Below are 24,165 nucleotides of genomic sequence, written 5' to 3'. Positions count from 1 at the left end.
CTTCCCGCACCCGGCTCTTCCCGAGCGTAACCCGCGTCATATGCGCGCCTGCGCCCTCGAGTGATGCGTGGAACGGAAAGACGGAAGCGAGCCGTCAGGGTCTCGAACTCCGGCCATCTCTTGCGCGAGATGATCGGCTTTGCTGCCCAGCGGCTGATGGAGCTGGAAGTCGAAGGCCAGGTCGGTGCAGCCTACGGCGAGAAGAACCCCGAGCGTCTGGCCCAGCGCAACGGTGAGCTTCGACCGGACCTGGGAGACCTGGCCGGCACGGTCGAGCTTCGCATCCCAAGCTGCGCAAGGGCTCCTACTTCCCGGGTTTCCTGGAGCCGCGCCGGATGGCCGAGAAGGCGCTCACCGCCGTGGTCTGTCGATTCCGAGGTCATCGCGCGCACCGTACCGATTTGATGGCGCGCGGAGTTCCGAAATGATCGCGCGCTTCGTTGCGGTCATGGGCGCATCCAGCTTGTCATTCCCGCTAGCGACGTGGACCGAGCAGCTCGGCGACTGGATCGCGGGAAACGACGCGGCCTACAGCTTTTTTGGTGACGCGACGCAACTGCTGGTGCCCACAACGCCAAGATCGCGGTGATCGAGGCCTGCCTCTGTGACCCCATAGTCGACCGCAGCTACAGCGATATGGCGCAGCATTCCGGCACGGCCGCCTCGCCCGAGAGATAAGGCAAAGGTCGAGGCCTGCGGTGGGAATCATCGAGCGTTGGCTGCTGCGGCGGTTGCGCAACCGAACTTTTTACAGCCTGGCCGAACTCAACCGCGCGATCGCCTAGTGGCTGGCCAAGCTCAATGACGAACGGGTACTGCGTCAGTATGGCCGCATACGGCGCCAGCTTTCGAGGAAATTGATGCGCCAATTCTCAAACCGCTTCCGGGCCAGCCGTGGGTCCATGCCGAATGGCGGGTCGGGCTCGACTATCACGTCGAGATCGAACAACACCATATTCGGTGCCCTATCGCTTCGCCCGCCGCTGAGTTAGACTAGAAGCGCGGATCAGCGCACGAACGATTGAACCCTCCTTGGAGGCGAGCGTGCATATGCGTGGCAGTGGCAACGGGCGGCACACGACGATCAGCGCCACATGCCCTCCAGCCACCGGCGCTATGCGAGTGGACGCCGGCAAAGATCTGCAGGGAGGGAGGCCGGTCCGGCCCGATACTGCGCTAGTCGACCGGATCATCGAGGACCTGAAGCGAAAGATCTTAACCATGCCCGCCAACAGTTATACTGGCTGACTCGTTCTGCTCGCTACGAATTCATGAGAATCTCCGCAGCCAGCTCGCCGAGCGCCACGTCAGTCGTGGGCCGTAGCGGAGCGCTTTTGGTACAGCCAGCATACCCTGAGCGGAAAGCAGCGGATCGATGTAGGCTAGCGCACCTCCTATTGCGACATCCCGCACGATGAGGGTAAACGAGGTCACCGCGTAGATGCCCTCGCACGCGACGACCGTTCCAATGGCGTCCCGGATTTCCGCGCCTCATGTGCTCGGCTGTCCACAATACCGGCCGATGCCTCGCCTTGCGTGAAAGCCTGGAGCTGGGGTACGGAGCTGCGACGTGTCGCAATGATATTGTCATTTGCAGCCGCAATTATTTTGAAGGCCGGCGCCATATTTGCCCAAAGACCCACCATTTCCTTCGGCAGAGGCGCGAACGAGCAGCGCTGGAGCGGCCGATCGACTGGAGAGCATTCAGGGAGCAGGGCGCAGGCCTCGGATAGAGGATGACCAAAGAGCTGAGAAGCTGACGGCTCCGGGGCCGTGATGGTAGTCCCGATCGACAGGCGCGCCGTTAGCTTGTTTTGGTTGTGCAGGGCCTCTTCCGAGGCCCTGCGATCCGGCGCCCGCCAGGATCAGATGCTCTCAGATTGTGCGCATCGGACGACAACCTTGCAGCATTGCTGCGCGATAGCCACGCTAGTCGCTGCTCCCCGCCTACCCGACCTGCTACATTGACTCAAGCGTCAACTGGAAGGCCGCGAAGATGAAGAGGACTACAAACACAAGCGCAAACAATCTGCTTTCCAGTTCCGAAAAGGACGTGGTGATCGAAATGCGGCATGCTATGCATCGCGAGCCGGAGCTTTCCAACAACGAGTGGAAAACTCAACAGCGGATCCGCGAAACGCTTGAACGGTTTGGGCTGTTCGATGCGAAGACCTTTCACAAAACCGGCCTTTACGTCGACATCCACGGTTTAGCCTCCGGGCCGCAGCGCTCCGTCGCCATACGGGGCGACATCGATGCCTTGCCGATCCAGGAAACCCGGGACGACTTGTCCTATCAGTCCCGGGTCCCAGGTCATATGCATGCGTGCGGTCATGACCTGCATGCGTCGATCGCTATGGGTACCGCACTTGCGTTTCATCGGATGCGAGAGAGCTTTTCTGGCAAGCTTCGCGTGTTTTTCCAGCCCGCCGAGGAGGCGGAGCCACTCGGCGGACGATCAGTGGCTGAGCAGGGCCTGCTTAGCGGCTTCCACGCTGCTGTTGGGTTCCACGTCAAAACTGATTTGCCCGCGGGGATGTTCGGCGCACGCCCAGGCGCTGTGACACAATCCGCCGATCAGTTCGCGATCACACTTATCGGGACCATGGCCCACGGCGCGAGGCCGCATGCGGGCGTGGATGCAATTGCGATGGCCGGGGCATTCATCAATGAGGTCCAAAAGGTCGTGTCGCGGGAAATGCCCTTCGATGACGGGGCGATCGTCACAATCGGGACGATTGCAGGTGGCGAAGCCACAAATATCATTTGCCCGTCAGTTACGATGACCGGAACTATCAGAACAAGCCGTTGTGAGCGGAGAGAGCTCCTGGTTCAGCGCGTGCGAGAAATAGCTGAAGGGGTCGCGACGATGCACCGCGGGAAAGCGGAGTTCTCCCACAAATTCGGTGAACCGCCGGTCATTAACAACGACGTGATGGTTGACAGGTTTCGGCGGCTGGTGGTCGAGACCGTGGGCAAAGACAAGTTTTCCGACCTGAAGTCGTCGAGCGCAGGCGGCGGCAGCGACGATTTCGGATTCTACTCCGCGTGCGTGCCCTCGATCTACTTCTGGTTTGGCAGCAAGGAGCAAGGCAACGAGTCCGGCGTGCACACGCCAACTTTCGGAGCCTCGGACGATCTGCTCGTTCCGACAGCTGAGCTCGCGATCAGGTACTGCTTGGAGATGCTGAATTCGTAGCGGCGCCGATGTACGATCCCGCCACAAATGACACGAAAAGATCCGCCGGCCCGCCCTCGATCCACGCGAGAGAACGACCCACTCTTTCCAGAAGGAGTTTGCACATGGCAATGCCTAAGGCTTCGCAAGCATTCGCCCGCGGCGGGTATCTGCGGAGATTATCCGCCGTCAAGTCGGAGATAGAGCGGCGAAGGTCGAAGCGGTGGTCACGGCTCCGGCTAACATCATATATCTCTCCGGATACACTTCGAGGTCGGGCTATGTTCCGCGGGGGCTGGTCGTGACTTTAACGGATGAGTAGCCGACCTTCCTGACGCGCAGAATGGTCTGGCCGGCGGCGATCCATCAGATGTTTGTCGATCGCAGTCGTGTCACTGGTTATTCGGAGGCGCTCATCGCTACCCCGAACGGGAGGAGACCATCGACTTCATCTTGGACGATGGCGTCGGCCGCAAATGGACCGGTCTGGAAGAACGGCTCTTGCCCGCTGACAGTTAAGAAGTTCAAATCTCGCTCGACAGGCGCGAACATCGTCTACTGCACTAACGCCGTGACCCGGATCCGCGGCGTGAAATCGGACTCGGAATTCGCGATGATGCGGGAAGCTACCGCTATTTCCGACGCCGGCATGCTCAAAGCGAGAGACGTTATCCGCTCAGGCGCGCGCGAGGCCAATGAATCCGCCGAGGTCATTGCAACATTGGTGCGCAGCGCTAACGGCAAGCCCAGCACGGATTTTGCGGGCCTCTTCTTTGCGCTGCGCACGCATCTCCACGTGTCACATTCGCTGGACCGAAGACGTCTTCCAGACGGGCTCGCAGAGCAATTTCGAGTTCAGCGGCGGGCGTCATGGCTAGACCTCTCCGCTGATGCGCACGATGTCGCGATCGGTAAGCCGTCGGATCACATACGCCGGTTGCATGAAGGGAACGTTGCCAGGTTGGAAGCTGCACTTGCCGCCGCCAAACCCGGCAGGACCTGCAGCGACGTCGCCATAGCTTTCAACTCCAACTTGAAAACGCGATGGCTTGGTGAAGGAGTCTCGGTGCGGCTACGCCGTCGCGATAGATTGGACGGAACCTACAGCTAGCTTGAAGGACGGCGATAACACGGTCCTCAAGCCGAATACGACATTTCACCTCATGCTTGAAAACTGGATCGATGAAGACGTGGTTATGTGATCAGCGAAACCTTCCGCATACCGACGTTGCAGGTGAACCATTCACGAAGTTGCCGCGCGAGCTATTCGAACTCTGACGCGCAATCCGCTGCGGCCTCAGCGATTCCAGGCCTGCCGCTAGTGCGTTAAGGTCTCTCAAAGGAGAACAATGGGCCACTCTCGCTCGCAGCACTCGCCTTCTTGCACGAGGACACCGGTTTTCAACACTAGGCGTCCGCAGATAGGTGGCCCGGTCGCGGTGCTGATTGCGCCGAGCCGTAGTCCATCGCAATATCCCGGGCTCGCGCCTGCGCTCGTCATCACCAAGACCGAAGGTGGACGCGATCGTCACAATCGGAAAGGCCGCTTTCGAGCGATCATTGACAGCCGCTCCATGATGCTCACAATCTCTGAGCGTATCGTTGCCATTCGATCGGCGAGCCCTGGCGGCATGCGCGCGTTGCTGGGCAACTGTTCCGCCATAAATATCCGCCGGGATTCATGCAGCTTTTGCGTGGAGCGGGACAGAGGGGATGTTTCGCCCAGAGCCCCGTGGAGGAACCGAAGGCCGTTAAATACGTGAAAATCGCTGTGCGAAACTTCCTTTGGATCGATGTGTCGGCTGCCACTGTGCCGATTGCGGCGCCAGGAATAGCAAACCATCACCATCTCGCGCACTCTGCTGGAATTGTGCGCAAGAACGCCGAGGTTGCTGAATTTCTGCGTCGTTCGCCGGTCCCTTCTCAATTTCACCGCGTGGTTCCGATTAGAAGTGGTTCAGCAAAAGCGGAGATTGCAAGATGCAAGTCGGTGTTCCCAAGGAAATCAAAACACACGAATATCGCGTGGGCCTGACCCCTGGAGCTGTCCGGGAATATGTGGCTGCCGGCCACCAAGTATTGGTGGAGGCCAATGCCGGCGCTGGCATCGGGGCAAGCGACGAGGAATACCGGAAGGCCGGTGCAACAATCGCCGCGGCTGCTCGGGAGGTGTTTGCATCGAGCGAGATGGTAGTCAAGGTCAAGGAGCCGCAGCCGTCCGAATGGGTCCAGCTCCGAGAGAATCAGATCCTCTTCACCTATCTGCATCTGGCGCCCGATCCGGAGCAGGCAAAAGGACTGCTGAAATCGGGTTGCACAGCGATCGCCTATGAAACCGTCACCGACTCGAACGGGGGCTTGCCGTTGCTTGCGCCAATGAGCGAAGTCGCGGGCCGGCTCACGATCGAGGCTGCCGGCGCGGCCCTAAAACGGTACAGCGGCGGGCGGGGGTTATTGATCGGCGGCGTGCCTGGCGTTCAGCCCGCTCGTATCGTTGTCATCGGTGGCGGTGTCGTCGGTACGCATGCCGCCCGAATGGCAGCCGGTTTGGGTGCGGAAGTCACCGTCATCGACCGTTCGATCAACCGCCTTCGCGAACTGGACGAGCTATTCGAGGGCCGCGTCCGCACCAGGTACTCGACCATCGACAGCGTTGAAGAGGAAGTCTCTGCCGCAGACGTCGTTATTGGCGCCGTGCTCGTCCCAGGAGCCAGTGCACCGAAGCTGGTGTCGCGCAAGATGCTGAGCTCGATGAAGCAAGGCTCTGTGGTCGTTGACGTCGCGATCGATCAAGGCGGTTGCTTTGAGACGTCGCGTGCCACCACCCATGCTGATCCAACCTACGAAGTCGACGGCGTGATCCACTATTGCGTTGCCAACATGCCCGGTGCAGTCCCGCTTACCTCAAGTCAGGCCCTCAACAACGCAACTTTGCCTTTTGGCTTGGCTTTGGCAAACAAGGGCTTTGCGGCCGTGCTTGAAAATCCGCACTTGCGCGCTGGCCTGAACGTCTATCGGGGCCGGTTGACCTACAAGGCAGTGGCAGAGAGTCTCGGCCTACCATTTTCACCGATCGAACAGGCTGCGGCCTGATCTCCCAGGCCCCCTAGGGGCGTTTCCTCCCTAACTTGAAGGGGCCACCCTTGGAGTGGCCCCTCCTTTTTTTGCTTTCAAGCACCATTCTGGCACGTAATTCGACCAAGCCCACTGGGGCGAGTTCGTTAGGCCTGTTTTGGGTTGAAGAGGATTGTGAGAAGTCAGAATTGTCAGAGCTTTCGGTATGGTTCTCATTCTTTCACGAGTGCTCAAAACAGCTGGACCGTCGGGACGTCGCGATCAAAGATCGCTTATCTGTCCGGTGGCATTTCGATTGGAACTGCAAACCCCGATTTTACGCGGTCCATGATGACCATGGTTTTGAACCCCTTAATATCGGGGTTCTCGTAAAAGAAGCGTCTGGTGAAAAGCTCGTAGTCCTCCATCGTGCGAGCCGTTATGTACAGAACGAAGTCTGCATCGCCCGTGACATAGAAGCCATTTACGACTTCACTCGACGTTTTGATGGCCTTCTTGAATTTGTCGATGATATCGGAGCGCTCCCGCTCGAGATTCACGAGGACAAGCATCTGAATCGGCCTTCCCACTGCTCTTGCCGAGACGATGGACACATCCGACTCAATGATTCCTTCCGAACGGAGCCTCTTCAACCTTCTCTGACACGCCGTGGGGGAAAGCCCCGCCATTTCGCCAATGACCTCGGACGTGAGGCGATTGTTTTTTTGCACGATCTCCAGGATGCGTGCATCTATCCGATCGTAACGCATAGCGGTTGTCTCCAGCCCTAAGCTGCGTTTCGTCGCAAGGCATCAATGCTTTGCAGGAATTCATCCCGCGCACCGAAAATGCGACGCAAATCTGTTTGCGTCACTAGTATCCTGATTACTCCAGCAATTTCAATAAGTGACGGCGCGGGAGTTTCAAAATGGGTGTTCAAGGCTTTCGGCACAGACGCCCGGAGTGGGGTGGCCTCGCTATGCGGCACCTTCGAACTCTCAGACGACGAGACTTTTTAGCGGGGGCAGCGTTCATCGACGGCAAGTGGACGGACGGCGGGCAGAAGGACGCGGTTGTCGACCCCGCGACGGGGGAGGAAATCGCGGAAGCTGCCCGTTGCTCGGCGGCCGACATGGAGCTGGCAATCGGAGCAGCAGAGAAGTCGTTTGTTGCATGGAGGCGTCTGCTGCCCACCGAGCGAGGAGTGATCCTCAAATCTTGGGCGTCCCTGATCCGCGGCCATTCAGAGGATCTCGCCGTTCTTATGACCAGCGAGCAAGGAAAGCCTCTGGCGGAGGCACGCTACGAGATCACATATGGCGCGGGCTTTCTGGAATGGTTTGCCGCTGAAGGCGAGCGCACCTATGGCGAGACCATTCCGAGTCACAAAGCGGGAAGCCTGCTTCATGTGCGAATGCAGCCAATCGGTGTTGCGGCGGCGATCACGCCATGGAATTTTCCAATCGCGATGATCACGAGAAAGGCGGGAGCTGCTCTTGCCGCGGGCTGCCCGATCGTCGTGAAGCCGGCTCCCGAGACGCCATTGTCGGCCCTTGCCCTGGCTAGGTTGGCCGAAGAAGCTGGTATTCCGCGTGGCGTATTTCAGGTGCTTGTCGGTGATTCAATCGAGCTTTCGAAACCACTGTTGCGCGATACGAGGGTGCGAGCTCTTTCGTTTACTGGTTCTACCGAAGTTGGGCGCCTGCTTCTGGCAGAGGCGGCACAAACCGTGAAGAAAGTGTCGCTTGAGCTGGGGGGCCACGCTCCGTGCATCATCTTTGACGACGTCGATGTCGACAAGGCGGTTAAGGGAGCGATGGACGCAAAGTTCACCACTTCGGGCCAGGACTGTCTCGCCGCCAATCGCATCTACGTGCATAGAAAGATCTACCGCGCCTTCGTCGAGGCGTTTGCCACCCCTATTTCTCAGCTCAGAGTCGGGCACGGCCTGGAAACGACAACTGATATAGGGCCGATGACAAAGCTGTCGGTTGCCAACAAATGCAGGGCCCACATCGACGACGCCGCAAAAAAGGGGGCGCGGGTGTTTTGCGCCGACAAGGGCGCAAGTTTGGGTGCAAACTTCGTTCCTCCGACGTTGCTCAGCGATGTCACCGACCACATGCTGATCACGCATGAAGAAACCTTCGGGCCGGTTGCTGCCGTGCTCCCGTTCGATTCTGAGGCGGAGGTTGTATCCAGGGCGAACGCCAGCGAAATGGGGCTGGCTGGATACATCTACACAAACAACCTTCGCCGGGCGCTCCGCCTTTCTGAGCAGATCGAGTGCGGCATGCTCGGAATCAATACAGCTTCCTTTACTGGACCGCCCATTCCGTTCGGAGGCTGGAAGCAGTCCGGACTCGGACGAGAAGGGTCGAAGCACGGTTTAGCAGAGTACATGGAACACAAATACGTCTGTTTCGGCGATTTGGCGGCATAGGAGAACTATATGATTGATATCAAGACCATCGCTGAGCGAGATCGTTCCAGTGTTCTGCATCCCTTCACGCAGCTGAAGGATTTCGCGAGCGGCAAGCTTGGCGATCCCACAATCGTCACAGGTGGTAAAGGGATATCCATTCGGGATGCGGAGGGCCGAACATACATCGATGGCTTTGCCGGTCTCTACTGTGTCAATATCGGCTATGGGCGTACCGAAGTTGCCGAGGCCATCGCAAGGCAGGCCTATCAGCTCGCATATTACCACACGTACGCTGCTCACACGACCGAAGAGCTCGCAAAGCTTTCGCATCGCCTCGTGCAAATGGCACCGGGAAACGCCAGCAAAGTCTTCTACGGACTTTCCGGATCGGATGCCAACGAAACTCAGGCCAAGCTCGTCTGGTATTACAACAATCTGCGTGGTCAGCCGAAGAAGAAGAAGATCATCTCTCGCGAGCGCGGTTATCACGGGTGCTCGGTCATTTCTGGATCAATGACGGGAATGTCGTTCTATCACGATCAAATGGACCTTCCGTTTCCGGGTATTCTGCACACAGGCACTCCCCACCATTATTGGGGCGCTGAGCACGGGGAATCGGAGGAGGCCTTTTCTCGTCGGCGTGCGGCCGAACTCGAAGAGCTAATTGTGCGGGAGGGCGCGGAAACGGTCGGCGCGTTTATTGCCGAGCCTGTCCTTGGTACCGGAGGCATCACACCGCCGCCCAGCGGGTATTGGCGGGAGATTCAGGCCGTACTCAGGCGGTATGACGTTCTTCTCATCGCCGATGAGGTGATCTGTGGATTCGGGCGAACCGGGGCCGACTTTGGCAGTACTCTATACGGGATGGAGCCGGATCTCGTAACGGTCGCCAAGGGGCTCACCTCGGGCTACATGCCGCTCTCGGCAGCCATCGTGGGGGAGAAGGTTTACTCTGTTATGGAGGGGGCCGCCGATCGCGTTGGCGCATTCTCACACGGTTACACCTACTCGGGTCATCCGATCGCTGCCGCCGCCGCCAACGCAGTGCTCGATATCGTTGAAAAGGAGCAGCTCAGCAATCGCGCCAGGGTGGTCGGCGCGCACTTTCAAAAGCGGCTTAAGGAAAGGTTCGCTCAATTGGAGATCGCTGGCGAAGTTCGCGGCGTCGGCTTGCTCGGCGCTATCGAGTTTGTCGCGGACCGTCACACGAAGCGACGGTTCGACGCCCAGCTCAAAGTCGGCGCCCGCATCTCGAAGGCTGCTCGCGAGCGGGGACTTATTGCTCGGGCAATGCCGCATGGCGATATTCTGGGTTTTGCTCCGCCTCTTGTCGTCTCGGAAGGCGAGATTGATGAGATTGTCGAGCTTGCCTATCAGGCAACCAGGCAAGTCATTGACGAACTCGCCAGGGAGCCCGCAAGCGTTTAGAAACTCCGCATTCCACGCCCGGCACGTGTCGCACATCGGGCGCGCTTCATGAGTGAAGGTCATCCTCACCGTGAGGCGACCCGATCCGTTCTGAGCTAACTCAAGTAGCACCGGGCCGCCGCGGCAAATGCCCAGTTACACGGACTTTGTCAATCCTAGGAACTACGTCCGAATGGGGCAGGTCGCGCGCCCTAACGACCCAATGGTGGTGCGGAAGGTGCTGGCAAACGCGAGCGGAGAGATCTTCTCGCCCTTCGACTGGGCGCAAGCCATTTATCGCACCTCTGGCGGCGGTGGCCCTTCAGTTCATCTGAAGAAGGAGAGCAGGTGACTCTGTGGTATTCCTCCGTTGCGGGCCGTCTTGTTTGACGGACGCGAACGCTGCAGGTCCTACGGGTAATCCTGGGAGAAGCACTATGCCGATTTCGAGGGGCGGAGGTGATCACATCGGCCGAGCGGCGGCGCCGGTGGTCGCAGGATGAGAAGGAACGGCTTGTTGCAGCACTGGGCGAGGATGTGACCGAGACGTTGGGAGATCCCGCGCCGGTTCAAGGTCATCGAGACCGTGCGAGAGAAGTTCACTTGCCGCGATTGCGAGAAGATCAGCCAGCCGCCGGCACCGTTCCATGCCACGCCGCGCGGCTTCATCGGTCCGCAATTGCTGGCGACGATCCTGTTCGACAGTGGGGTCGAGGACTGGCGCGCCGCTTAACCAGTTTTCCCGGTCATGCACGTTTCCAGCCCCCGCCACATCGCACGCAGCATGCAGATTTCCCGCACTACGCGCTCCCATTTGCTTCATGACAAGGCTTATGGACCTATCATGTTGGAGCAGCTTTTACTTCGGCGGCACTCGCCCGGTAGCCGTTGAACAGCTTCAAGGTGTCGTACAGCCACGAGTTACTCCACTGCTTCCAGCCGAAGCCCTTTTGTTTCCGTGCCTTCGCCAGATGGCGTCTGACCTTCCTCTCTACCCAGTCTCTGATGTAGGGAAGCATTTACTGGAATCGCCTATCCGGAAGTAGTTTACCCATCCTCGGAGCTTTGGATTGATCAGGCTTATCACCCGACTAATCGGTTGCGACCGATAGCTGCCAAACACTTCCTTGAGCCCCCGCAGAAGCGCCGTCCGCTTTTTGAGCTTGGGCGTGTAATACGGCCGCATCACTCCGCGCAGACTGCGGAGATAGCGGAAGTCGATTCCCAGGAAGCCGAAGCTCTCGCCTCGGGCCAGGTCAACTATGCGACTCTTCTCATCATTCACCTCAACCTGTAACTTGGCGAACTCCTCCCGCAAGCGCTTGTTTATAGCGCCGAGCAGCCAGTCATGTCGCTGGTGGGCATAGATCAAGACAACCATATCGTCAGCAAAACGTGCATATTCGATATTGGTGTACTTGCCGCGACGTGTAACTTCACGTGCTCGCTCCAGCATCTTGTCCACCTCATTGAGGTAGAGGTTACTGAGCAAGGGTGAAAATTACGCCGCCTTGCGGAACGCCTTTCTTGCCAGAAGCTTTCAGCACAAGCCGCAGAAGATGCATGACGTCCCCATCATCAACCCGCAGGGCTACCTTCTCCAGAATCCGATCATGCCGGACGTTGTCGAAGTAGGCCCGCAAATCAAGATCGAGAACCCGCGTCTTCCGCTCAGCTATTGCTTTAGCAACTCGCTTGATCGCTTCATGTGTTGTCCGCTTGGGAACGATCCCGGTTGGAAATCCGCCTCGAATACAGGTTCGAGTATGAGCTTGAGCGCCCCTGTACCTCTCTGTCGCGGATAGCCGGAATCGACAGAACGCGGACCTTGGAGCCCCCGTCCTTCGGTATTTCCCGCTTCCTTGATGGAAGTGGCTTATAAGTGCGCTCGATCAGTTCGTCTCGTAATTGCTCGAGCAGAGACTCCACGCCTCGCGCTTCGATGGCTTCGAACGTCACCCCGTTATAGCGCGACAATCAGGATGAGAGCGCGCATTGCCTCGCCTTAATTGTTACCGGATGCTGAGCCGTTGCCTCACGTAAATTGCTCCCCTGGATCGGGAACAAGCGGGGGCGCAGATGGGGTGGCTGAGCATGGCAACGCGGAAGGAACTGACGGCGGCGGCGGGCGCGCGCTATCGGCGTTCGGATCGTGCGAAGAAGGCGCGGATATTAGACGAGTTCGTCGACATCACCGGATTCCATCGCAAACATGCGATGCGTCTACTTCGAGGCCAGGAAGACGTAAGCGCAGGCCGACGGGCGCGACGTCGGATCTATAATGAGGCGGAACACAACGCGCTCTTGCTGCTTTGGGAGGCGTCAGACCGGATCTGCGGGAAGCGGCTGAAGGCGTTAATGCCTGCGCTGATTGAAGCGATGGAACGGCACGGCCACCTCGACCTTGCTCCCGAGATCCGCGACAAACTTTTGGCAATGAGTGCTGCGACGATCGACCGCGCGTTGGCACGGGTCCGAGAAGGATTAGGTCGCAAGCGCCGACGGCACGCGACGCACTCGTTGCGTCGCAGTATTCCAATACGGACGTCGGCAGATTGGAACGATCCGGCGCCGGGGTTCGTCGAGGCTGACCTTGTAGCGCATAGCGGTCTATCGGCGCGCGGCAGCTTCATCCAGACCCTCGTGCTCACCGACATTGCTACCGGCTGGACGGAGTGCGCTCCTCTGATCGTGCGCGAACAAACACTGTTGAGCACGGTGTTGACGGAATTGCGCAAACAATTGCCTTTTGCGCTGATCGGCCTCGATACGGACAATGATACGGTGTTCATGAATGAGACGCTGAAAGCCTACTGCGATGCGGCCAACATCGTCTTCACGCGTTGCCGGCCCTACCGGAAGAACGACCAGGCGTTCGTCGAGCAGAAGAACGGTGCCGTCGTGCGCAGGATGGTCGGCTATCGTCGGCTCGAGGGCCTGGAAGCGGCCAAGCTGCTGGCTGAACTCTATCGATCGGCGCGGCTGTTCGTGAACTTCTTCCAACCCTCATTCAAACTGATGGCCAAGCAGCGCGACGGTGCTCGTGTGCGTAAGACATACAGCGCACCGGCAACGCCACACCAGCGCTTGGCCGCCGACGCCCGCACGCCCGATGCGATTCGTCACCATCTCCAAGAAATCTATGCCGCTCTCGACCCGGTCGCGTTGTTGCGCGACATCCGCGGCGCGCAGGAACGCCTCGCGGCGCTCGCTGATACGCAGCCAATCGCCCATCCTGCTGCGGCATCGCAACCGATCGATCTCTTCCTGGCAAGCCTACGAACCGCCTGGAAAGACGGAGCTATGCGACCGACGGATCGGCCAATCGTGAAAGCGAAAAGAGGCCGGCGGCGTCCCGACCCGCTCATCCGGGCAACGCTAGATTTGCGAAAATGGTTTGAAGCCGAGCCTTGGCGGACTGGTAGCGAACTGCTCTCCCGGTTGCAGGCGGAATATCCTGGAGCCTATCCGAACAAGCTTCTTCGAACGCTTCAGCGTAGGCTTAAATCCTGGCGCAGCGAGCAAGCGAACGCGTTGTTGTTCGTTCCTACGGAGGAAACGCTGCTGGGGCATGAGGTCACAACAACCCAATGATGTGGCAGACGCCAGCGGAGGAGGCCGGGCGCTCCGAAACCCCGGCCATCTCCGCACCCGGCCTCCTCCTCAACCCAAGCCGGGAGCAAAATAAATGAGGCAACCGATCGCACTCGGGAGCATCGATAGGTGAGGCAATACGGAGTCTCACCCTGATCGCCGCCGCGCACCCCGTCTATTCCCGGTGCGCCGTCGTTTTCTTTCGCCATCTCATACGCTGCGCGCAGGGTCTCCATCTTGCACACGTGGACGTATAGACCCCAGAAACGCCAGGACGGTTCAGCCTTCGCCTTGACGTATAGTCTCCGCCTCAGGTCTTGCAAATCGATGGACGCCTTTATCATCTCGTCCTTGCCTTCCTTACGTTAGAGACATCACAAATGGCAGGGACCCTTTGCTCCACGGGAGTTACTCCGCTTCATCGCTACTCCAGTCCCGGCCGCCACCTTCTCATCTTCGGTCGATTTCCCGGGATCTCCGGTTATACGACCTACCTTCTTCCGGCGATTTCTCTCCGGGATGAAGGCTTCTCCAGTTGCTCGGCATGTCCTTGTCACCGTGCTGTCGCTTTCACCCCGCCGAAATGACCCGTCGTGTCAGTTAGCATTCGATGGATCATGCTGCCTTCGCCCCTAAACTGCAGGCTCGACTTTCGGTTTTCAGCATTTTCGAGGCCACAACGCGTTCTCTTTTGATACGGCCCGATGACTCGTGGTCTCCCCAAGGGAGTTTTGTCGATAGGCTTCAAAGGTTCTATTTCTATCTCCTCTGCTACCCACACTACGGGGAGCTAACTTTTTCCCCGGCAGGACTTACTCCTGCTGAACATGCCAGCCTTCGCTGGACGCACAGTTCGGCATGCATATCCCGCTCAACCAAGTGCGAGAGGATCGACCTGCCATTGTCGACGCTCGCTGACCAGGTCGGCCACGGAACCTTCGCCATCATGCCGCTCTTCCAGCTGATCGAGCGTCATGTACTCGCAGTCGAGCGCCTTCATGGCGACGACACCACCATCCGCGTCCTGGCGAAGGGCAAGTGCACGACCCGCCGGAGCTGGAGTTATGGGCGGGATGACCGGCCCTTCGGTGGGCCGGCGCCGCCGGCTGCGGTCTATTACGCCTCACCCGACCGGCGAGGCCAGCATCCCCAGAGGCATCTGGCCGCCTTCGCCGGCATCCTGCAAGCCGATTGCTATAGCGGCTTCGAGCCGTTGTTCGACCCGCAAAGGAAAGCGATGCCGATCACGCCGGCATTCTGCTTCGCGCATGCGCGGCGGGGCTTCTTCGAGTTGGCCGATATCGAGAAGAACGCCAGGGTAGGCAGCAAGGGTAAACCAGCTCCCCGATCGCGCTAAGCCGCTGCTCGACGACATGCACGCCTGGCTGCTGCGCGAGCGAGAAACCCTCTCGCGCTCCTCCGAGGTCCTGAAGCCCACGAATTACATGCCAGGCGCTGAGCCGACTTTGCCCGCTTCCTCGACGATGGCAGGATCTGCCTCAGCAACAACGCCGCCAAAAGAGCGTTGCGCGGCATCGCCTTGGGAAGGCGCAATTGGACCTTCGCCGGCAGCCTGCGCGGCGCCGAACGCGCCGCCATCATGCTGACGATGATCACCACCTGTCGTCTTAACGATGTCGATCCCAAAGCCCGGCTCTCCGACGTCCTCGCCCGGATCGCCGATCTTCCCGCTTCGCGTCTGCGCGAACTGCTGCCTGGGAATGGAAGCTCCCGCGCCAAGCCGACTAACTGTAACCGGCATGAGCTCCCACGACCGCAGTGATCATTGAGCGCGGGCGTAGCGGATCGGCATCCAGTATTGCCGCAAGGCTTCGACCGCCGCGGGAATATCGGCGTGGGCGTTACGCAGAAATTTCTTGGTCTCGCGGCCGCTTCGTGGTGGTCCAAGCAGCGGTCGGCCCTGATCGTCGCGACAGTGCAGCAGGATAGGTAGAAGTAGGCCGTGATTGACGTTGCCGGTGTCCAGCAACGGTGCCCACGCCAATAGCTTGAGCCGCATCGCGGCGTAGAAGCCTTGGCACCATGGTCGCGGATCCACGTCTCCACTGGGTTTACGCCGGTGCATCGGCGCGAACCTGTCGGGTGCGGTCGAGAGGGTGTTGCTGATGTCGTTGTGACGCAGGGCGACAGCCGATATGGCTGCAAACTCCGGGGTGCCGCTGTGGTTGAAGGCATCGGCATCGATGGCGAGCAGCGGGCAGATCCAGTCGAGTGGGCTCATCGACACCGGTCCGGCCACGATTGCGGCGACGTAGCCGTCGAGCATGGGGAGATTGGTGGCGGCAGGTTGCTGATCGACCCGAGCCTGCAGCCATCGCTCGAGCTCCTCAAGTGGCATCTCGGCTGCGGCCATTGACGACGCTGCTTTATGACGACGCGGGCTCATGCCGCGGCCTGTGCGGTGCGCTGGCGCGCCGCCTTCCAGTGCCAGGCGAGCAGTTCGTGCAGTTGATGGCTCTTGGTTCCACCGGAGACGATGCGCTCCAGCACGTCGGTCAGATAGGCTTGCGGATCGAGCTCATGGAGCTTTGCGGTGTTCACGAGCGACGCGAGGATGGCCCAGCTCTCGGCACCACCTTCGCTACCGCTGAACAAGGCGTTGCGTCTTCCCATGGCAATCGGGCGCATGGAACGCTCGACCGTGTTGGAATCGACCTCGACGCGGCCGTCGCTGAGAAACAGCGTCAGTCCGTCCCAGTGATTGAGCGCATAGTTGATCGCCTCTGTCAGCTTCGATTGGGAAAACAGCTGACCTACCATCTCAATCAGTCGCGCATTGAGCGCCACCATCAACGGGGCGCTCCTGGTGCGGCGGGCGGCCAGCCGCTGCTCCGCACTGCTGCCGCGGATCTCTGCCTCGATCGCATAGACCGCCTGCAGCCGTTCAATCACGTCGCGCGCGAATGGCGACTGCGTGGACTTGTACACCTCGACGAATTTGCGTCGAGCATGGGCGAGACAAAAGGCGAGCTGGATCGCGCCGCCATGACGGCGGGCCAGCGCCTTGTAGGCGGCATAACCGTCCACCTGCAGAACGCCGCAAAAGCCCATCAACTGTCCGGCGATCTCCTCGGTGCCGCGGCCGTCGGCGAATACGTAGGTAACCGCCGGCGGCGAGGGGCCACCCCATGGCCGGTCATCCATAGCATGCGCCCAGAACTGGCAGATGCGGGGACGATGTCGTCCTGGATCAAGCACCGGCATCGGCGTCTCGTCGCAGAACACGCGCGGCGCAGCCTGAATGATCCGCAGCTGCAGCTCATAAAGGCTCCTGAGCCACAAGGCGGTACGTTTGACCCAACCGCGAGTGTCGCGCGGTCAAGATGGATGCCGTGGCCGGCCAGGATCTGAACTTGCCGGTACAGCGGCAAATACCGGGCGAACTTCGAGACCACCACATGGCTCACGAGGGCCGTCGACGCCATGCCGCCCTCAATCAGGCGCGGCAGCACTTTGGCTTGGACCACGCCATCGGTGCAGCCGCGGCAGCCGTATTTGGGACGGATCGTGCGCAGCACGCGCAGGAGCGCCGGGATCACTCCAACACCTCGCTGACGTCCTCGCCGATCTTGTGAAGCTGGCCCTGGCAGCACGGGCAGGCCGTCACCTCCGGCTCCAGGACCTGCTCACAGCGCGGCAGATGCTTGGGCAACGCGCCGATGTTGCGGCGCGCCTTCTTACGTAGCTTATCGGACGGCTTCACCGCAGGTGCATCGTCGTTGGCAGCTGCCGGCGGCGTGACACTGGTCTCAAGATCGTCAAGCTCAAGCTCAAGCTGCTCGGCCACGAGCGTGGCAAGCCGTTCCGAGCGCTTCCCGAAGATCATCTCCTTGAGCGTCTGCATCGCAACACGCAGCTTCTCGTTCTCGGCGTCGAGCGCGAGCACCATCTCTGTTAGAGCGGCGGGATCAGTCGAGAGGACGTCCGGGCGAATCGCCATAAATGGACCATACATCCGCGCGGCGCAGGCTCCAGCGAAATCCTCTCCTCTCAGCCGACAACGGCCGGCTGCTTCACCGGCTTGGGCGAGACGCGCGTCCACTCGAGTCCGTCGAGCAGCATCGCGAGCTGTGTCGCAGTCAGATGCACCACGCCTTCGCGGATCGGCGGCCAGGTGAAGTGCCCCTGGTGCAACCACTTCGTCATCAGCACCATGCCGCTGCCGTCCCACGCCAGAAGCTTCACTCTGTCCGTGCGTTTGCTGCGGAACACGAAGACGTCCCCACAACACGGATTCGCACGCAGCGCTTCGCTCACCAGTGCCGACAGCGTATGCACCGACTTGCGGAAATCGACCGGCTGTGTCGCCAGCACCACCTTGAGGTCAGAGCGTAGCGCAATCACCGGATACCCCGAAGCGCCGCCAGCACGGTCGACAGCGTCGCCAGCTCAACGTCCGGCTCGACCCGGATGCGCGCCCCGTTCACCTCGATCTCGACAACTCCGCAAACCTTGGCCGGCGGCGCGGCGATCTCCAAAGGCCTCGTCTGTAGCCCGGAAATACGTTCATGCTCGCCCGCTGTCCCGCGATCGATCCCCGGACCAATTTGGATTGGCACGAAGTTCGGTGCCTTGCCCCCCACCGCCGCCGCAACTTGGCGGCGCCACACCGTAAGCAGCCCGCGCGAAACGCCATTGCGCCGCGCAACCTCGGAGATGTTCGCACCCTCCTCAAAGCTCTCCGCCACGATCCGGGCCTTCTCCTCGCTCGTCCACCGACGCCGTCGGCGCTCCCCGGTGATCACTGAGCGTGCTGCCGGTTTGATGGACACCCCGTTAAGCTAATCCCACCTTGCGCTCCATCTCGACCGAGCTGATATAGCCGATGGCCGAGTGTCCGCGGTGTTCGTTGTACAACAACGTTTGAGAACGGCCACAGGACCGTTCTTCGCGAGGTTCTTTATCGGCATCATCCATGGTTTGGGCGCCGAGTTTGCGTTCATGGAGCCGTCGACAAGGCTTTGATGTTGTTTTTCGCTGCACCTTGGACGGATCGCAAGGAGATCGTTGGCTGGAAGTGCCAGCAGGGATGTTCGACCGGACGGCATGCCCTGACGCCGAGCTTTTGACAGCTCAACCGTTTGTCAGCATCGATGCGCTTGCGGCGCTTTCTGCGCTTCTCGATCTGGCGTTGAAGGATCGAACGCCATCAGCTGCCCTGCTTTCTGGCGCATCCAGAGGCTCTCACGGTCAGAATCGGGGAGCGACTCATGTCACGCCAGACGGCAATGCCAGGGAGCGGATACCGACACAATCAACAACCGCGGCCGCAGCAGATGGATCTGTTCGGGAGCGGCCTGTCGAGCGGCGCCACCGGTGCGCCCACATGGTCGGAGCTTCCGGCGGAAGCGCAGGCGGCCCTTACGAGTCTGATGACGCAGTTGATCCTCGACCATGCCGCGACGACAGCGACGCCGCGCGCGAAGGAGGTCGGTCATGATCTCTGACAAGGTCAGGCCTCATCATCTGGAGAAGGGGATACTTTACGTGCGTCAATCCTCAGCACATCAGGTGCTACACAATCGCGAGAGCGGCGCGTTGCAATACGCCATGCGGGACCGACTGACGGCACTCGGATGGTCAGAGGTTGAAGTGATCGATGATGATCTCGGTCGCTCAGCCGCCGGCGGCGTACAACGCGCCGGCTTCGAGCGGATGGTAGCGGAGGTTTGCCTCGGTAAAGTTGGTGCGGTTTGCGCCCGCGAAGTCTCGCGCTTCGCTCGCAACAGACGGGATTGGCAGCAACTCATCGAGATGTGCCGCGTGGTCGATACCGTTCTGATCGATCAGGAGACGATCTACGCGCCAAGGCACGGTAACGATCGCCTGTTGCTCGGGCTCAAGGGCAGCCTCAACGAGTACGAGCTGGATCTGTTGCGCCAGCGCTCGCTCTCGGCCCGCTACGAGAAGGCGCGCCGGGGCGAGTTGGTTGTGGCAGCGCCCGTCGGCTTCGTGAAGGCCGGCGACCGTTATGAGAAAGATCCGGATCGGCGTGTCCAGGAGCGATCAAGCTGGTGTTCGACAAGGTCGAGGAACTCGGCAGCGCGCGACCGTTCTGCTGGCTCCACGAGTACAATCTCGATCTGCCGGTGAAGCGGACCAACGGCGCAACGGCCTGGCGGCGACCGAGCTACTCCGCCATCCACCGGATCATTGAGAACCCGGTCTACGGCGGCGCCTATGCCTATGGTAAGACGGCTGTCGCGGCGGGATACAGCGCCGTGGGTGTGAGCGTGAAGATCCGCCGCAGGCGCGGAGCGAATGGCTGGCGCTGAAGCCCAACACCCACGACGGGTATGTGAGCTGGGAGAGGTTCGAGGCGATCCGCACCATGGTCAGCAGCAACGCTCCCACCGGTCGGCATCACGGCGCGCCCAAGCATGGTGACGCGCTGCTGGCCGGTCTGATCCGGTGCAAGCGCTGCGGTCGCAAGCTCACACTCCGGTACTCCGGCATGAACCACCATATCCCGCGCTATAGCTGTAGCCGCGCCTGGATGGACAATGGCGGCCCTCACTGCATCGGCTTCGGCGGACTGCCCGTCGATGATGCAATCGAGGAAGCACTGCTTGGCGTCATCGGTCCGGGCGCTATCGCCGCCGCAACCGCTGCCGCCAAGGAAGCCAGGGGAACGGCGCGATCAGGTGCGCGATGCTCTCAGTCGCGATCTCGAAGCGGCGCGCTATGCCGCCGACCAGGCTTTTCCGGCAATACGATGCCGCTGACCCCGCGAGCCGGCTGGTGGCGGGCGAGCTTGGAGCGCGCTGGAACAGGACGCTCGCTCACGCAGCGGAGGTCGAGGGCAAAATCGCCACGCATAATGCGGCGATGCCTGCCCCCATTGCTGATCCAGCCTCGCTCGGCGTTCTGGCCTCGAACCTCAGAACGGTCTGGGATGCGCCGACGACGGATGCTCGCCTCAAGAAGCGCATTGTGCGCACCCTCATCCATGAGGTCGTAGCCGATATCGATGATGCGGCCTCCGAGATCGTCCTCGTCGTCCACTGGGTTGGCGGCGTTCACAGCGAGATACGCCTGCCCAAGCGTGAGCAAGCGCGCTATGAGGCCACTCGGGCTCGTCGGCGATATGAGGCTGTCGATCCCGACAATCGCCTGGTCGCCGGCGAGCTGGAGCGACGTTGGAATGAACGTCTGCTGGCCGTCCGCGCGCTCGAGGAAGAGCGCGGTGCACTGTTGGCCAAGCCGGAGAGTCCTCTGAGCGAGGCGGATCGCGAGCGGCTGCTTGCGCTTGGCTCCGATTTGGAGCGGGCCTGGAACAGTCCTGGGGCGACGCCTGCCACGCGCAAGGGGATCATCCGAACCTTAATCCACGAAATCGTTGTATGCGTCGGCGATGCGGCAATTGAGCTTGTGATCCACTGGCAGGGCGGCGATCACACAGCGCTAGAGACCAGAAAGAACCGCACGGGCCAACACCGCTGGAGCACATCCGCAGATGTCATCGATCTCCTGCGTGTTCTGGCACGCCAGATGCCCGACGGCACGATCGCGGCGGTCCTCGACCGAGCGGCAAGTCGACGGGGCACGGTAACAGCTGGACCCGCGCCCGCGTTCGTCACTTGCGCAACCAGCAAGCTATCGCACCCTACCGGGAAGGCGAACGCATGGAGAGAGGAGAAATTACTCTGGATGAAGCCGCCGCTGCGTTGACGGTCAGCCCATCGACGGTTCGCCGTCTGATCGCGGAGCGAAGCTTGCCCGCGCACCAGCTGTGCAAGGGCGCACCCTGGGTGATCAAGGCGCCTGATCTGGAGCACCCCGAGGTCAGGAACGCCGCGCAGGCGCGGCGCTTCCGGCGCCCGTCGTCTGGCGATCTCCGCCAAAGAGAGCTTGAACTATAATGGCATAACGAGGTGGGCAGTATGAATCGGACTCGGGCGGCCCGAACAGGAGCAAATTGGCACCCTTACCCAACCAGCTGTCACCGGCGGCGAGCGCCATCACCTGCGCCTTGGAGATCATCGGCACGGCCTCGAAGTCGAAGCCGCCGAAGGTCTTCCCAGCAGACAGCCGCGCCTCGACGAGATGGCGCTCGGTGAGCCGGCGACCGCGTTCGGCGATCTCGTGCTCGGCAATGGTGGCGAGGAAGCGGGCCGCTGGCCAACCTTCCTTGTCGGACTGCTCGGCAAATTGCGCCCACAGCACCTTGATGGCCGGGAGGCGGAGCTCGTTGAGCAACAGATTGAGGCGCGCGGTATCAACGGTATTGGCTACGCTCATGCGGCACCTCCGATCTCGGCAGTACCGATGAGGCATTCGTAGGTGGCAAGGGGGTGCGAGCTGCACCACGACGTTCGGCAGGTGGGCGGGTCAGGAGCGAAGTGAGCGCGCAGCCGGTTAGGTTCAGGCAGTCGGCCGGCCTCGAGGTCGGCGGTGAGCTGATCGGCGAGTTCGGTCTCGCAGCCGCGTTCATGAGCGAGCGCGAGGAGATCGACCATGATCCGGCAGGCTTTTTTGTCCGGCAAGCGTTCGCGCAACCGATCGAAGGTCTTCCAATAGGCATCGCGCGGGAACAGCCGATCTCGGTAGACCAGATTGAGAAGCGCCATCGGCTTGCGCCGCAGGGAATGGATCACGTGCCGATAATCTCGAGACGATCATCGTAAAGGCGCACCCGCAGCCGGTGACCGATCAGGCGCGATGGCACCGTGTAGAACACCTTGCGCAGGGTGAAGCCGCCGGACGATGTCACGCGGACGATCACCTCTTCGTAGTCGGAGGTGCGCCGATCGGGCAGCTCCTGCAACACCACGCGCTCGCTATCGATCCGCTTGGCGTTGCGGGCATTGCGGCGGCTGACGATCTCGTCGATGAAGCCGCGATAGGTGGCAAGATCGTCGAAGTCGACAGTTCCGCGCAGCAGCAAGGCATCCGCGATTGCTCGCTTCAGATGACCGTGGGGCCCTTCGATCGAATCATTCTCGTGAGCAACGCCTCGATTGTTGCGGGAATGCCCCATGCCGTAATGGGCACAAAGGGCCTCGTATCGCTGCGTCAGATCATCCCGAGCATGGCAATCGAGATTGCGGAATGCGGCCGACAGGCTGTCGGTCCGATGCTCCCGCGGCGCCCCACCGAGCGACCAGAGGGCATTCTGCAGGCCTTCGGCCAGGGCAACGAAGCTCTCACCGCCAAGCACGACGTGGGCGTGCGCGAACCCGCAATAGGCCAAACGGACGTGATAGAGACGATGATCCAGCGGTGCGCCGATTTGTCGCCAGTGATGCGTCGCCTGGTGGGCGCTCGCTTCGCCGATCTCCGCCGCCTCGAAGAACGGATCCGCGAATTGACACAGGAGATCGAAGCGGTTGCCGATCGAGAGGACGTCACCCGCCGGCTGATGACAATTCCTGGTATCGGCGCATTGGGTGCGACCGCCGTACTTGCCGCGATCGGTGATGGGCTGCAGTTTCGCAAGGCCCGCGACCTTGCTGCCTGGCTGGGGTTAGTGCCCAGGCAATACTCGAGCGGCGGAAAACAGACGTTGCTTGGCGTCAGCAAACGCGGCAACCGTTATCTGAGAAAGCTTTTGGTGCAGGGCGCGCGATCCTGCTTCCGGCATTTGGACCGGACGCGCGATCGCCTAGGAAGCTGGCTCGACGGGCTCCAGGCTCGGATGCATCCGAACAAGGCCGTTGTCGCTCTAGCCGCCAAGATGGCCCGCATTGTGTGGGTGGTCTTGAACAAGCCCGGAGCACTCTACGAACGCAGAGATCCTGCCTTGCCTGACGCTTCTGGCTTCGATTGCAAGGCTCGGGAACAGTGATGACGAAACAGTGGATCAACATGCCGTAAGCCCTGTGCAAAAAAGCGGGCTTCCTGCCCGAACTATTTATTGGGAACGGCGTGCGCGGATCTCATCATGGCGTGGCTGCAACAGCAGTCCACTCGCGAGAGGCCGGATACATTTATGCAACTGGAAGCGCTGCATCGCGAATCCGTGCCAGATGGTCGGCTCGAGGACACGCCTGATCAATCAGACGCGGGCTTTCTGCCTCGAGTACGGTGTACCTTTGCGTCAGGGTGCCGGAATATTCAATCTCGAGTTGCCGCGCGTTTGAATGACGAAGGAAACGCGCTTGAAGATCCACTTGGTCCTCCTCCTTCACGGCAACGAAGCGCATTGTCGGTCGCGTAGCGGCCTCAGCGATCGCCTCGGCGTCGATGATATCGTTCTTGTTTGACTTCACGTAGGGCTTCACGAATTGCACGGGGATCAGGCGCACCTTGTGACCAAGTGCCTGTATCTTCCGGGCGAGCCACTGTGGACCGACGCAGGATTCCATGCCAACTATGCTTGGTTGTGCGCGCGCAAAGAACTGAAGAAGGGTGTCCCCTCGAAAGCGAAATTTCTGAACAGGTGTGCCGTCGCAGCTCAGGCCAACGACGTGGAATAGGTTCTTGCCAATGTCGATTCCATAGACAGCCGCGGGTCGCGGCAAATTGCGATCGGCCATGATACTCT

General features: G+C 60.5%; 13 protein-coding genes and 10 pseudogenes. 14 read left to right on the top strand and 9 right to left on the bottom strand.

Annotation, left to right across the window (positions count from 1 at the left end; translation table 11 throughout):
- Positions 1–63 precede the first annotated feature (63 nt).
- The 5 genes and pseudogenes from AC0WRY_RS38445 to ald all read left to right on the top strand — a co-directional run.
- Positions 64–365: pseudogene (locus AC0WRY_RS38445) on the top strand (transposase); the annotation flags it as partial.
- Positions 366–436: 71 nt separating this feature from the next.
- Positions 437–1,165 (top strand): annotated as a pseudogene (locus tag AC0WRY_RS38440) (Mu transposase domain-containing protein); the annotation flags it as partial.
- A gap of 831 nt (positions 1,166–1,996) precedes the next feature.
- The gene (locus AC0WRY_RS38435; RefSeq protein ID WP_128929852.1) at positions 1,997–3,199 is read left to right on the top strand and encodes a M20 family metallopeptidase; all 1,203 of its coding nucleotides are present in this window, start codon (positions 1,997–1,999) and stop codon (positions 3,197–3,199) included.
- Positions 3,200–3,548: 349 nt separating this feature from the next.
- Complete coding sequence (locus tag AC0WRY_RS38430; RefSeq protein ID WP_245502108.1) at positions 3,549–4,289, top strand: M24 family metallopeptidase; 741 nt, start codon at positions 3,549–3,551, stop codon at positions 4,287–4,289.
- Positions 4,290–5,158: 869 nt separating this feature from the next.
- Positions 5,159–6,271, top strand: a complete 1,113-nt coding sequence (gene ald, locus AC0WRY_RS38425; RefSeq protein ID WP_128929853.1) for an alanine dehydrogenase — start codon at positions 5,159–5,161, stop codon at positions 6,269–6,271.
- Positions 6,272–6,525: 254 nt separating this feature from the next.
- Here the strand turns inward: ald and AC0WRY_RS38420 are convergent, their stop codons facing one another.
- Entirely contained in the window at positions 6,526–7,002 is a 477-nt protein-coding gene (locus tag AC0WRY_RS38420; protein ID WP_128929854.1) for an Lrp/AsnC family transcriptional regulator, read from the bottom strand.
- A 158-nt stretch (positions 7,003–7,160) separates the two neighbouring features.
- On the opposite strand from AC0WRY_RS38420, the gene AC0WRY_RS38415 reads away from it, so the two are divergent.
- The 3 genes and pseudogenes from AC0WRY_RS38415 to AC0WRY_RS38405 all read left to right on the top strand — a co-directional run.
- The gene (locus AC0WRY_RS38415; protein ID WP_128929855.1) at positions 7,161–8,675 is read left to right on the top strand and encodes an NAD-dependent succinate-semialdehyde dehydrogenase; all 1,515 of its coding nucleotides are present in this window, start codon (positions 7,161–7,163) and stop codon (positions 8,673–8,675) included.
- 9 nt (positions 8,676–8,684) lie between these two features.
- Complete coding sequence (locus tag AC0WRY_RS38410) at positions 8,685–10,085, top strand: aminotransferase (protein WP_128929856.1); 1,401 nt, start codon at positions 8,685–8,687, stop codon at positions 10,083–10,085.
- Positions 10,086–10,580: 495 nt separating this feature from the next.
- Positions 10,581–10,767 (top strand): annotated as a pseudogene (locus tag AC0WRY_RS38405) (IS66 family transposase zinc-finger binding domain-containing protein); the annotation flags it as partial.
- Positions 10,768–11,055: 288 nt separating this feature from the next.
- On the opposite strand, the gene AC0WRY_RS38400 reads toward AC0WRY_RS38405, so the two are convergent.
- Positions 11,056–11,520, bottom strand: a complete 465-nt coding sequence (locus AC0WRY_RS38400) for a group II intron maturase-specific domain-containing protein (protein ID WP_232995625.1) — start codon at positions 11,518–11,520, stop codon at positions 11,056–11,058.
- Positions 11,521–12,143: 623 nt separating this feature from the next.
- Between AC0WRY_RS38400 and AC0WRY_RS38395 the strand changes: the two genes are divergently transcribed.
- Both AC0WRY_RS38395 and AC0WRY_RS38390 read left to right on the top strand, forming a co-directional pair.
- Positions 12,144–13,658: an ISNCY family transposase gene (locus tag AC0WRY_RS38395; RefSeq protein WP_128955117.1), complete on the top strand. Its 1,515-nt coding sequence runs from the start codon at positions 12,144–12,146 to the stop codon at positions 13,656–13,658.
- Between the two features lie 883 nt (positions 13,659–14,541).
- A pseudogene (locus AC0WRY_RS38390) lies at positions 14,542–15,407 on the top strand (IS66 family transposase); the annotation flags it as partial.
- Positions 15,408–15,441: 34 nt separating this feature from the next.
- Here the strand turns inward: AC0WRY_RS38390 and AC0WRY_RS38385 are convergent.
- From AC0WRY_RS38385 to tnpA, 4 genes and pseudogenes are all read right to left on the bottom strand, one after another.
- Complete coding sequence (locus AC0WRY_RS38385; protein WP_128969528.1) at positions 15,442–16,032, bottom strand: UPF0149 family protein; 591 nt, start codon at positions 16,030–16,032, stop codon at positions 15,442–15,444.
- Between the two features lie 29 nt (positions 16,033–16,061).
- Positions 16,062–17,619, bottom strand: a pseudogene (tnpC, locus tag AC0WRY_RS38380) (IS66 family transposase).
- A gap of 50 nt (positions 17,620–17,669) precedes the next feature.
- Entirely contained in the window at positions 17,670–18,023 is a 354-nt protein-coding gene (gene tnpB / locus AC0WRY_RS38375; protein WP_128955119.1) for an IS66 family insertion sequence element accessory protein TnpB, read from the bottom strand.
- Positions 18,020–18,451: an IS66-like element accessory protein TnpA gene (gene tnpA / locus AC0WRY_RS38370; protein ID WP_128955120.1), complete on the bottom strand. Its 432-nt coding sequence runs from the start codon at positions 18,449–18,451 to the stop codon at positions 18,020–18,022. Before tnpA ends, tnpB begins: the two co-directional genes overlap by 4 nt.
- 438 nt (positions 18,452–18,889) lie before the next feature.
- Here tnpA and AC0WRY_RS38365 point away from each other — a divergent pair, with 438 nt between their 5' ends.
- The 3 genes and pseudogenes from AC0WRY_RS38365 (at position 18,890) to AC0WRY_RS38355 (ending at position 21,541) form a co-directional block, all read left to right on the top strand.
- Positions 18,890–19,126, top strand: a complete 237-nt coding sequence (locus AC0WRY_RS38365; protein ID WP_210326194.1) for a hypothetical protein — start codon at positions 18,890–18,892, stop codon at positions 19,124–19,126.
- Positions 19,116–21,350: pseudogene (locus AC0WRY_RS38360) on the top strand (recombinase family protein). Before AC0WRY_RS38365 ends, AC0WRY_RS38360 begins: the two are co-directional and overlap by 11 nt.
- A complete protein-coding gene (locus AC0WRY_RS38355; RefSeq protein ID WP_232995628.1) occupies positions 21,305–21,541 on the top strand; it encodes a helix-turn-helix domain-containing protein in 237 nt (78 codons plus the stop codon). Before AC0WRY_RS38360 ends, AC0WRY_RS38355 begins: the two are co-directional and overlap by 46 nt.
- Before the next feature lie 34 nt (positions 21,542–21,575).
- On the opposite strand, the pseudogene AC0WRY_RS38350 reads toward AC0WRY_RS38355, so the two are convergent.
- Together AC0WRY_RS38350 and AC0WRY_RS38345 are read right to left on the bottom strand one after the other, a co-directional pair.
- A pseudogene (locus tag AC0WRY_RS38350) lies at positions 21,576–21,920 on the bottom strand (ATP-binding protein); the annotation flags it as partial.
- A pseudogene (locus AC0WRY_RS38345) lies at positions 21,917–22,908 on the bottom strand (IS21 family transposase); the annotation flags it as partial. The pseudogenes AC0WRY_RS38345 and AC0WRY_RS38350, both read right to left, overlap by 4 nt.
- Between AC0WRY_RS38345 and AC0WRY_RS38340 the strand changes: the two are divergent.
- A pseudogene (locus AC0WRY_RS38340) lies at positions 22,909–23,466 on the top strand (IS110 family RNA-guided transposase); the annotation flags it as partial. It lies immediately after the preceding pseudogene.
- Between the two features lie 331 nt (positions 23,467–23,797).
- Here the strand turns inward: AC0WRY_RS38340 and AC0WRY_RS38335 are convergent.
- A pseudogene (locus AC0WRY_RS38335) lies at positions 23,798–24,157 on the bottom strand (IS110 family transposase); the annotation flags it as partial.
- Positions 24,158–24,165 lie beyond the last annotated feature (8 nt).

The organism is Bradyrhizobium sp. T-12 (assembly GCF_058314695.1).
The sequence above is the reverse complement of the archived record's forward strand: the minus strand, read 5'-3'. Positions and strand labels throughout refer to the sequence as shown.

What these genes read in the sequence shown, in the direction of transcription:
- ald (WP_128929853.1), top strand. Translation starts at nt 5,159, where the DNA reads ATGCAAGTCGGTGTTCCCAAGGAAATCAAAACACACGAATATCGCGTG.
- AC0WRY_RS38430 (WP_245502108.1), top strand. Translation starts at nt 3,549, where the DNA reads ATGTTTGTCGATCGCAGTCGTGTCACTGGTTATTCGGAGGCGCTCATC.
- AC0WRY_RS38400 (WP_232995625.1), bottom strand. Translation starts at nt 11,520, where the DNA reads ATGCTGGAGCGAGCACGTGAAGTTACACGTCGCGGCAAGTACACCAAT.
- AC0WRY_RS38355 (WP_232995628.1), top strand. Translation starts at nt 21,305, where the DNA reads ATGGAGAGAGGAGAAATTACTCTGGATGAAGCCGCCGCTGCGTTGACG.
- AC0WRY_RS38420 (WP_128929854.1), bottom strand. Translation starts at nt 7,002, where the DNA reads ATGCGTTACGATCGGATAGATGCACGCATCCTGGAGATCGTGCAAAAA.
- AC0WRY_RS38410 (WP_128929856.1), top strand. Translation starts at nt 8,685, where the DNA reads ATGATTGATATCAAGACCATCGCTGAGCGAGATCGTTCCAGTGTTCTG.
- AC0WRY_RS38435 (WP_128929852.1), top strand. Translation starts at nt 1,997, where the DNA reads ATGAAGAGGACTACAAACACAAGCGCAAACAATCTGCTTTCCAGTTCC.
- AC0WRY_RS38415 (WP_128929855.1), top strand. Translation starts at nt 7,161, where the DNA reads ATGGGTGTTCAAGGCTTTCGGCACAGACGCCCGGAGTGGGGTGGCCTC.
- AC0WRY_RS38365 (WP_210326194.1), top strand. Translation starts at nt 18,890, where the DNA reads ATGTCACGCCAGACGGCAATGCCAGGGAGCGGATACCGACACAATCAA.
- AC0WRY_RS38385 (WP_128969528.1), bottom strand. Translation starts at nt 16,032, where the DNA reads ATGGCCGCAGCCGAGATGCCACTTGAGGAGCTCGAGCGATGGCTGCAG.
- AC0WRY_RS38395 (WP_128955117.1), top strand. Translation starts at nt 12,144, where the DNA reads ATGGGGTGGCTGAGCATGGCAACGCGGAAGGAACTGACGGCGGCGGCG.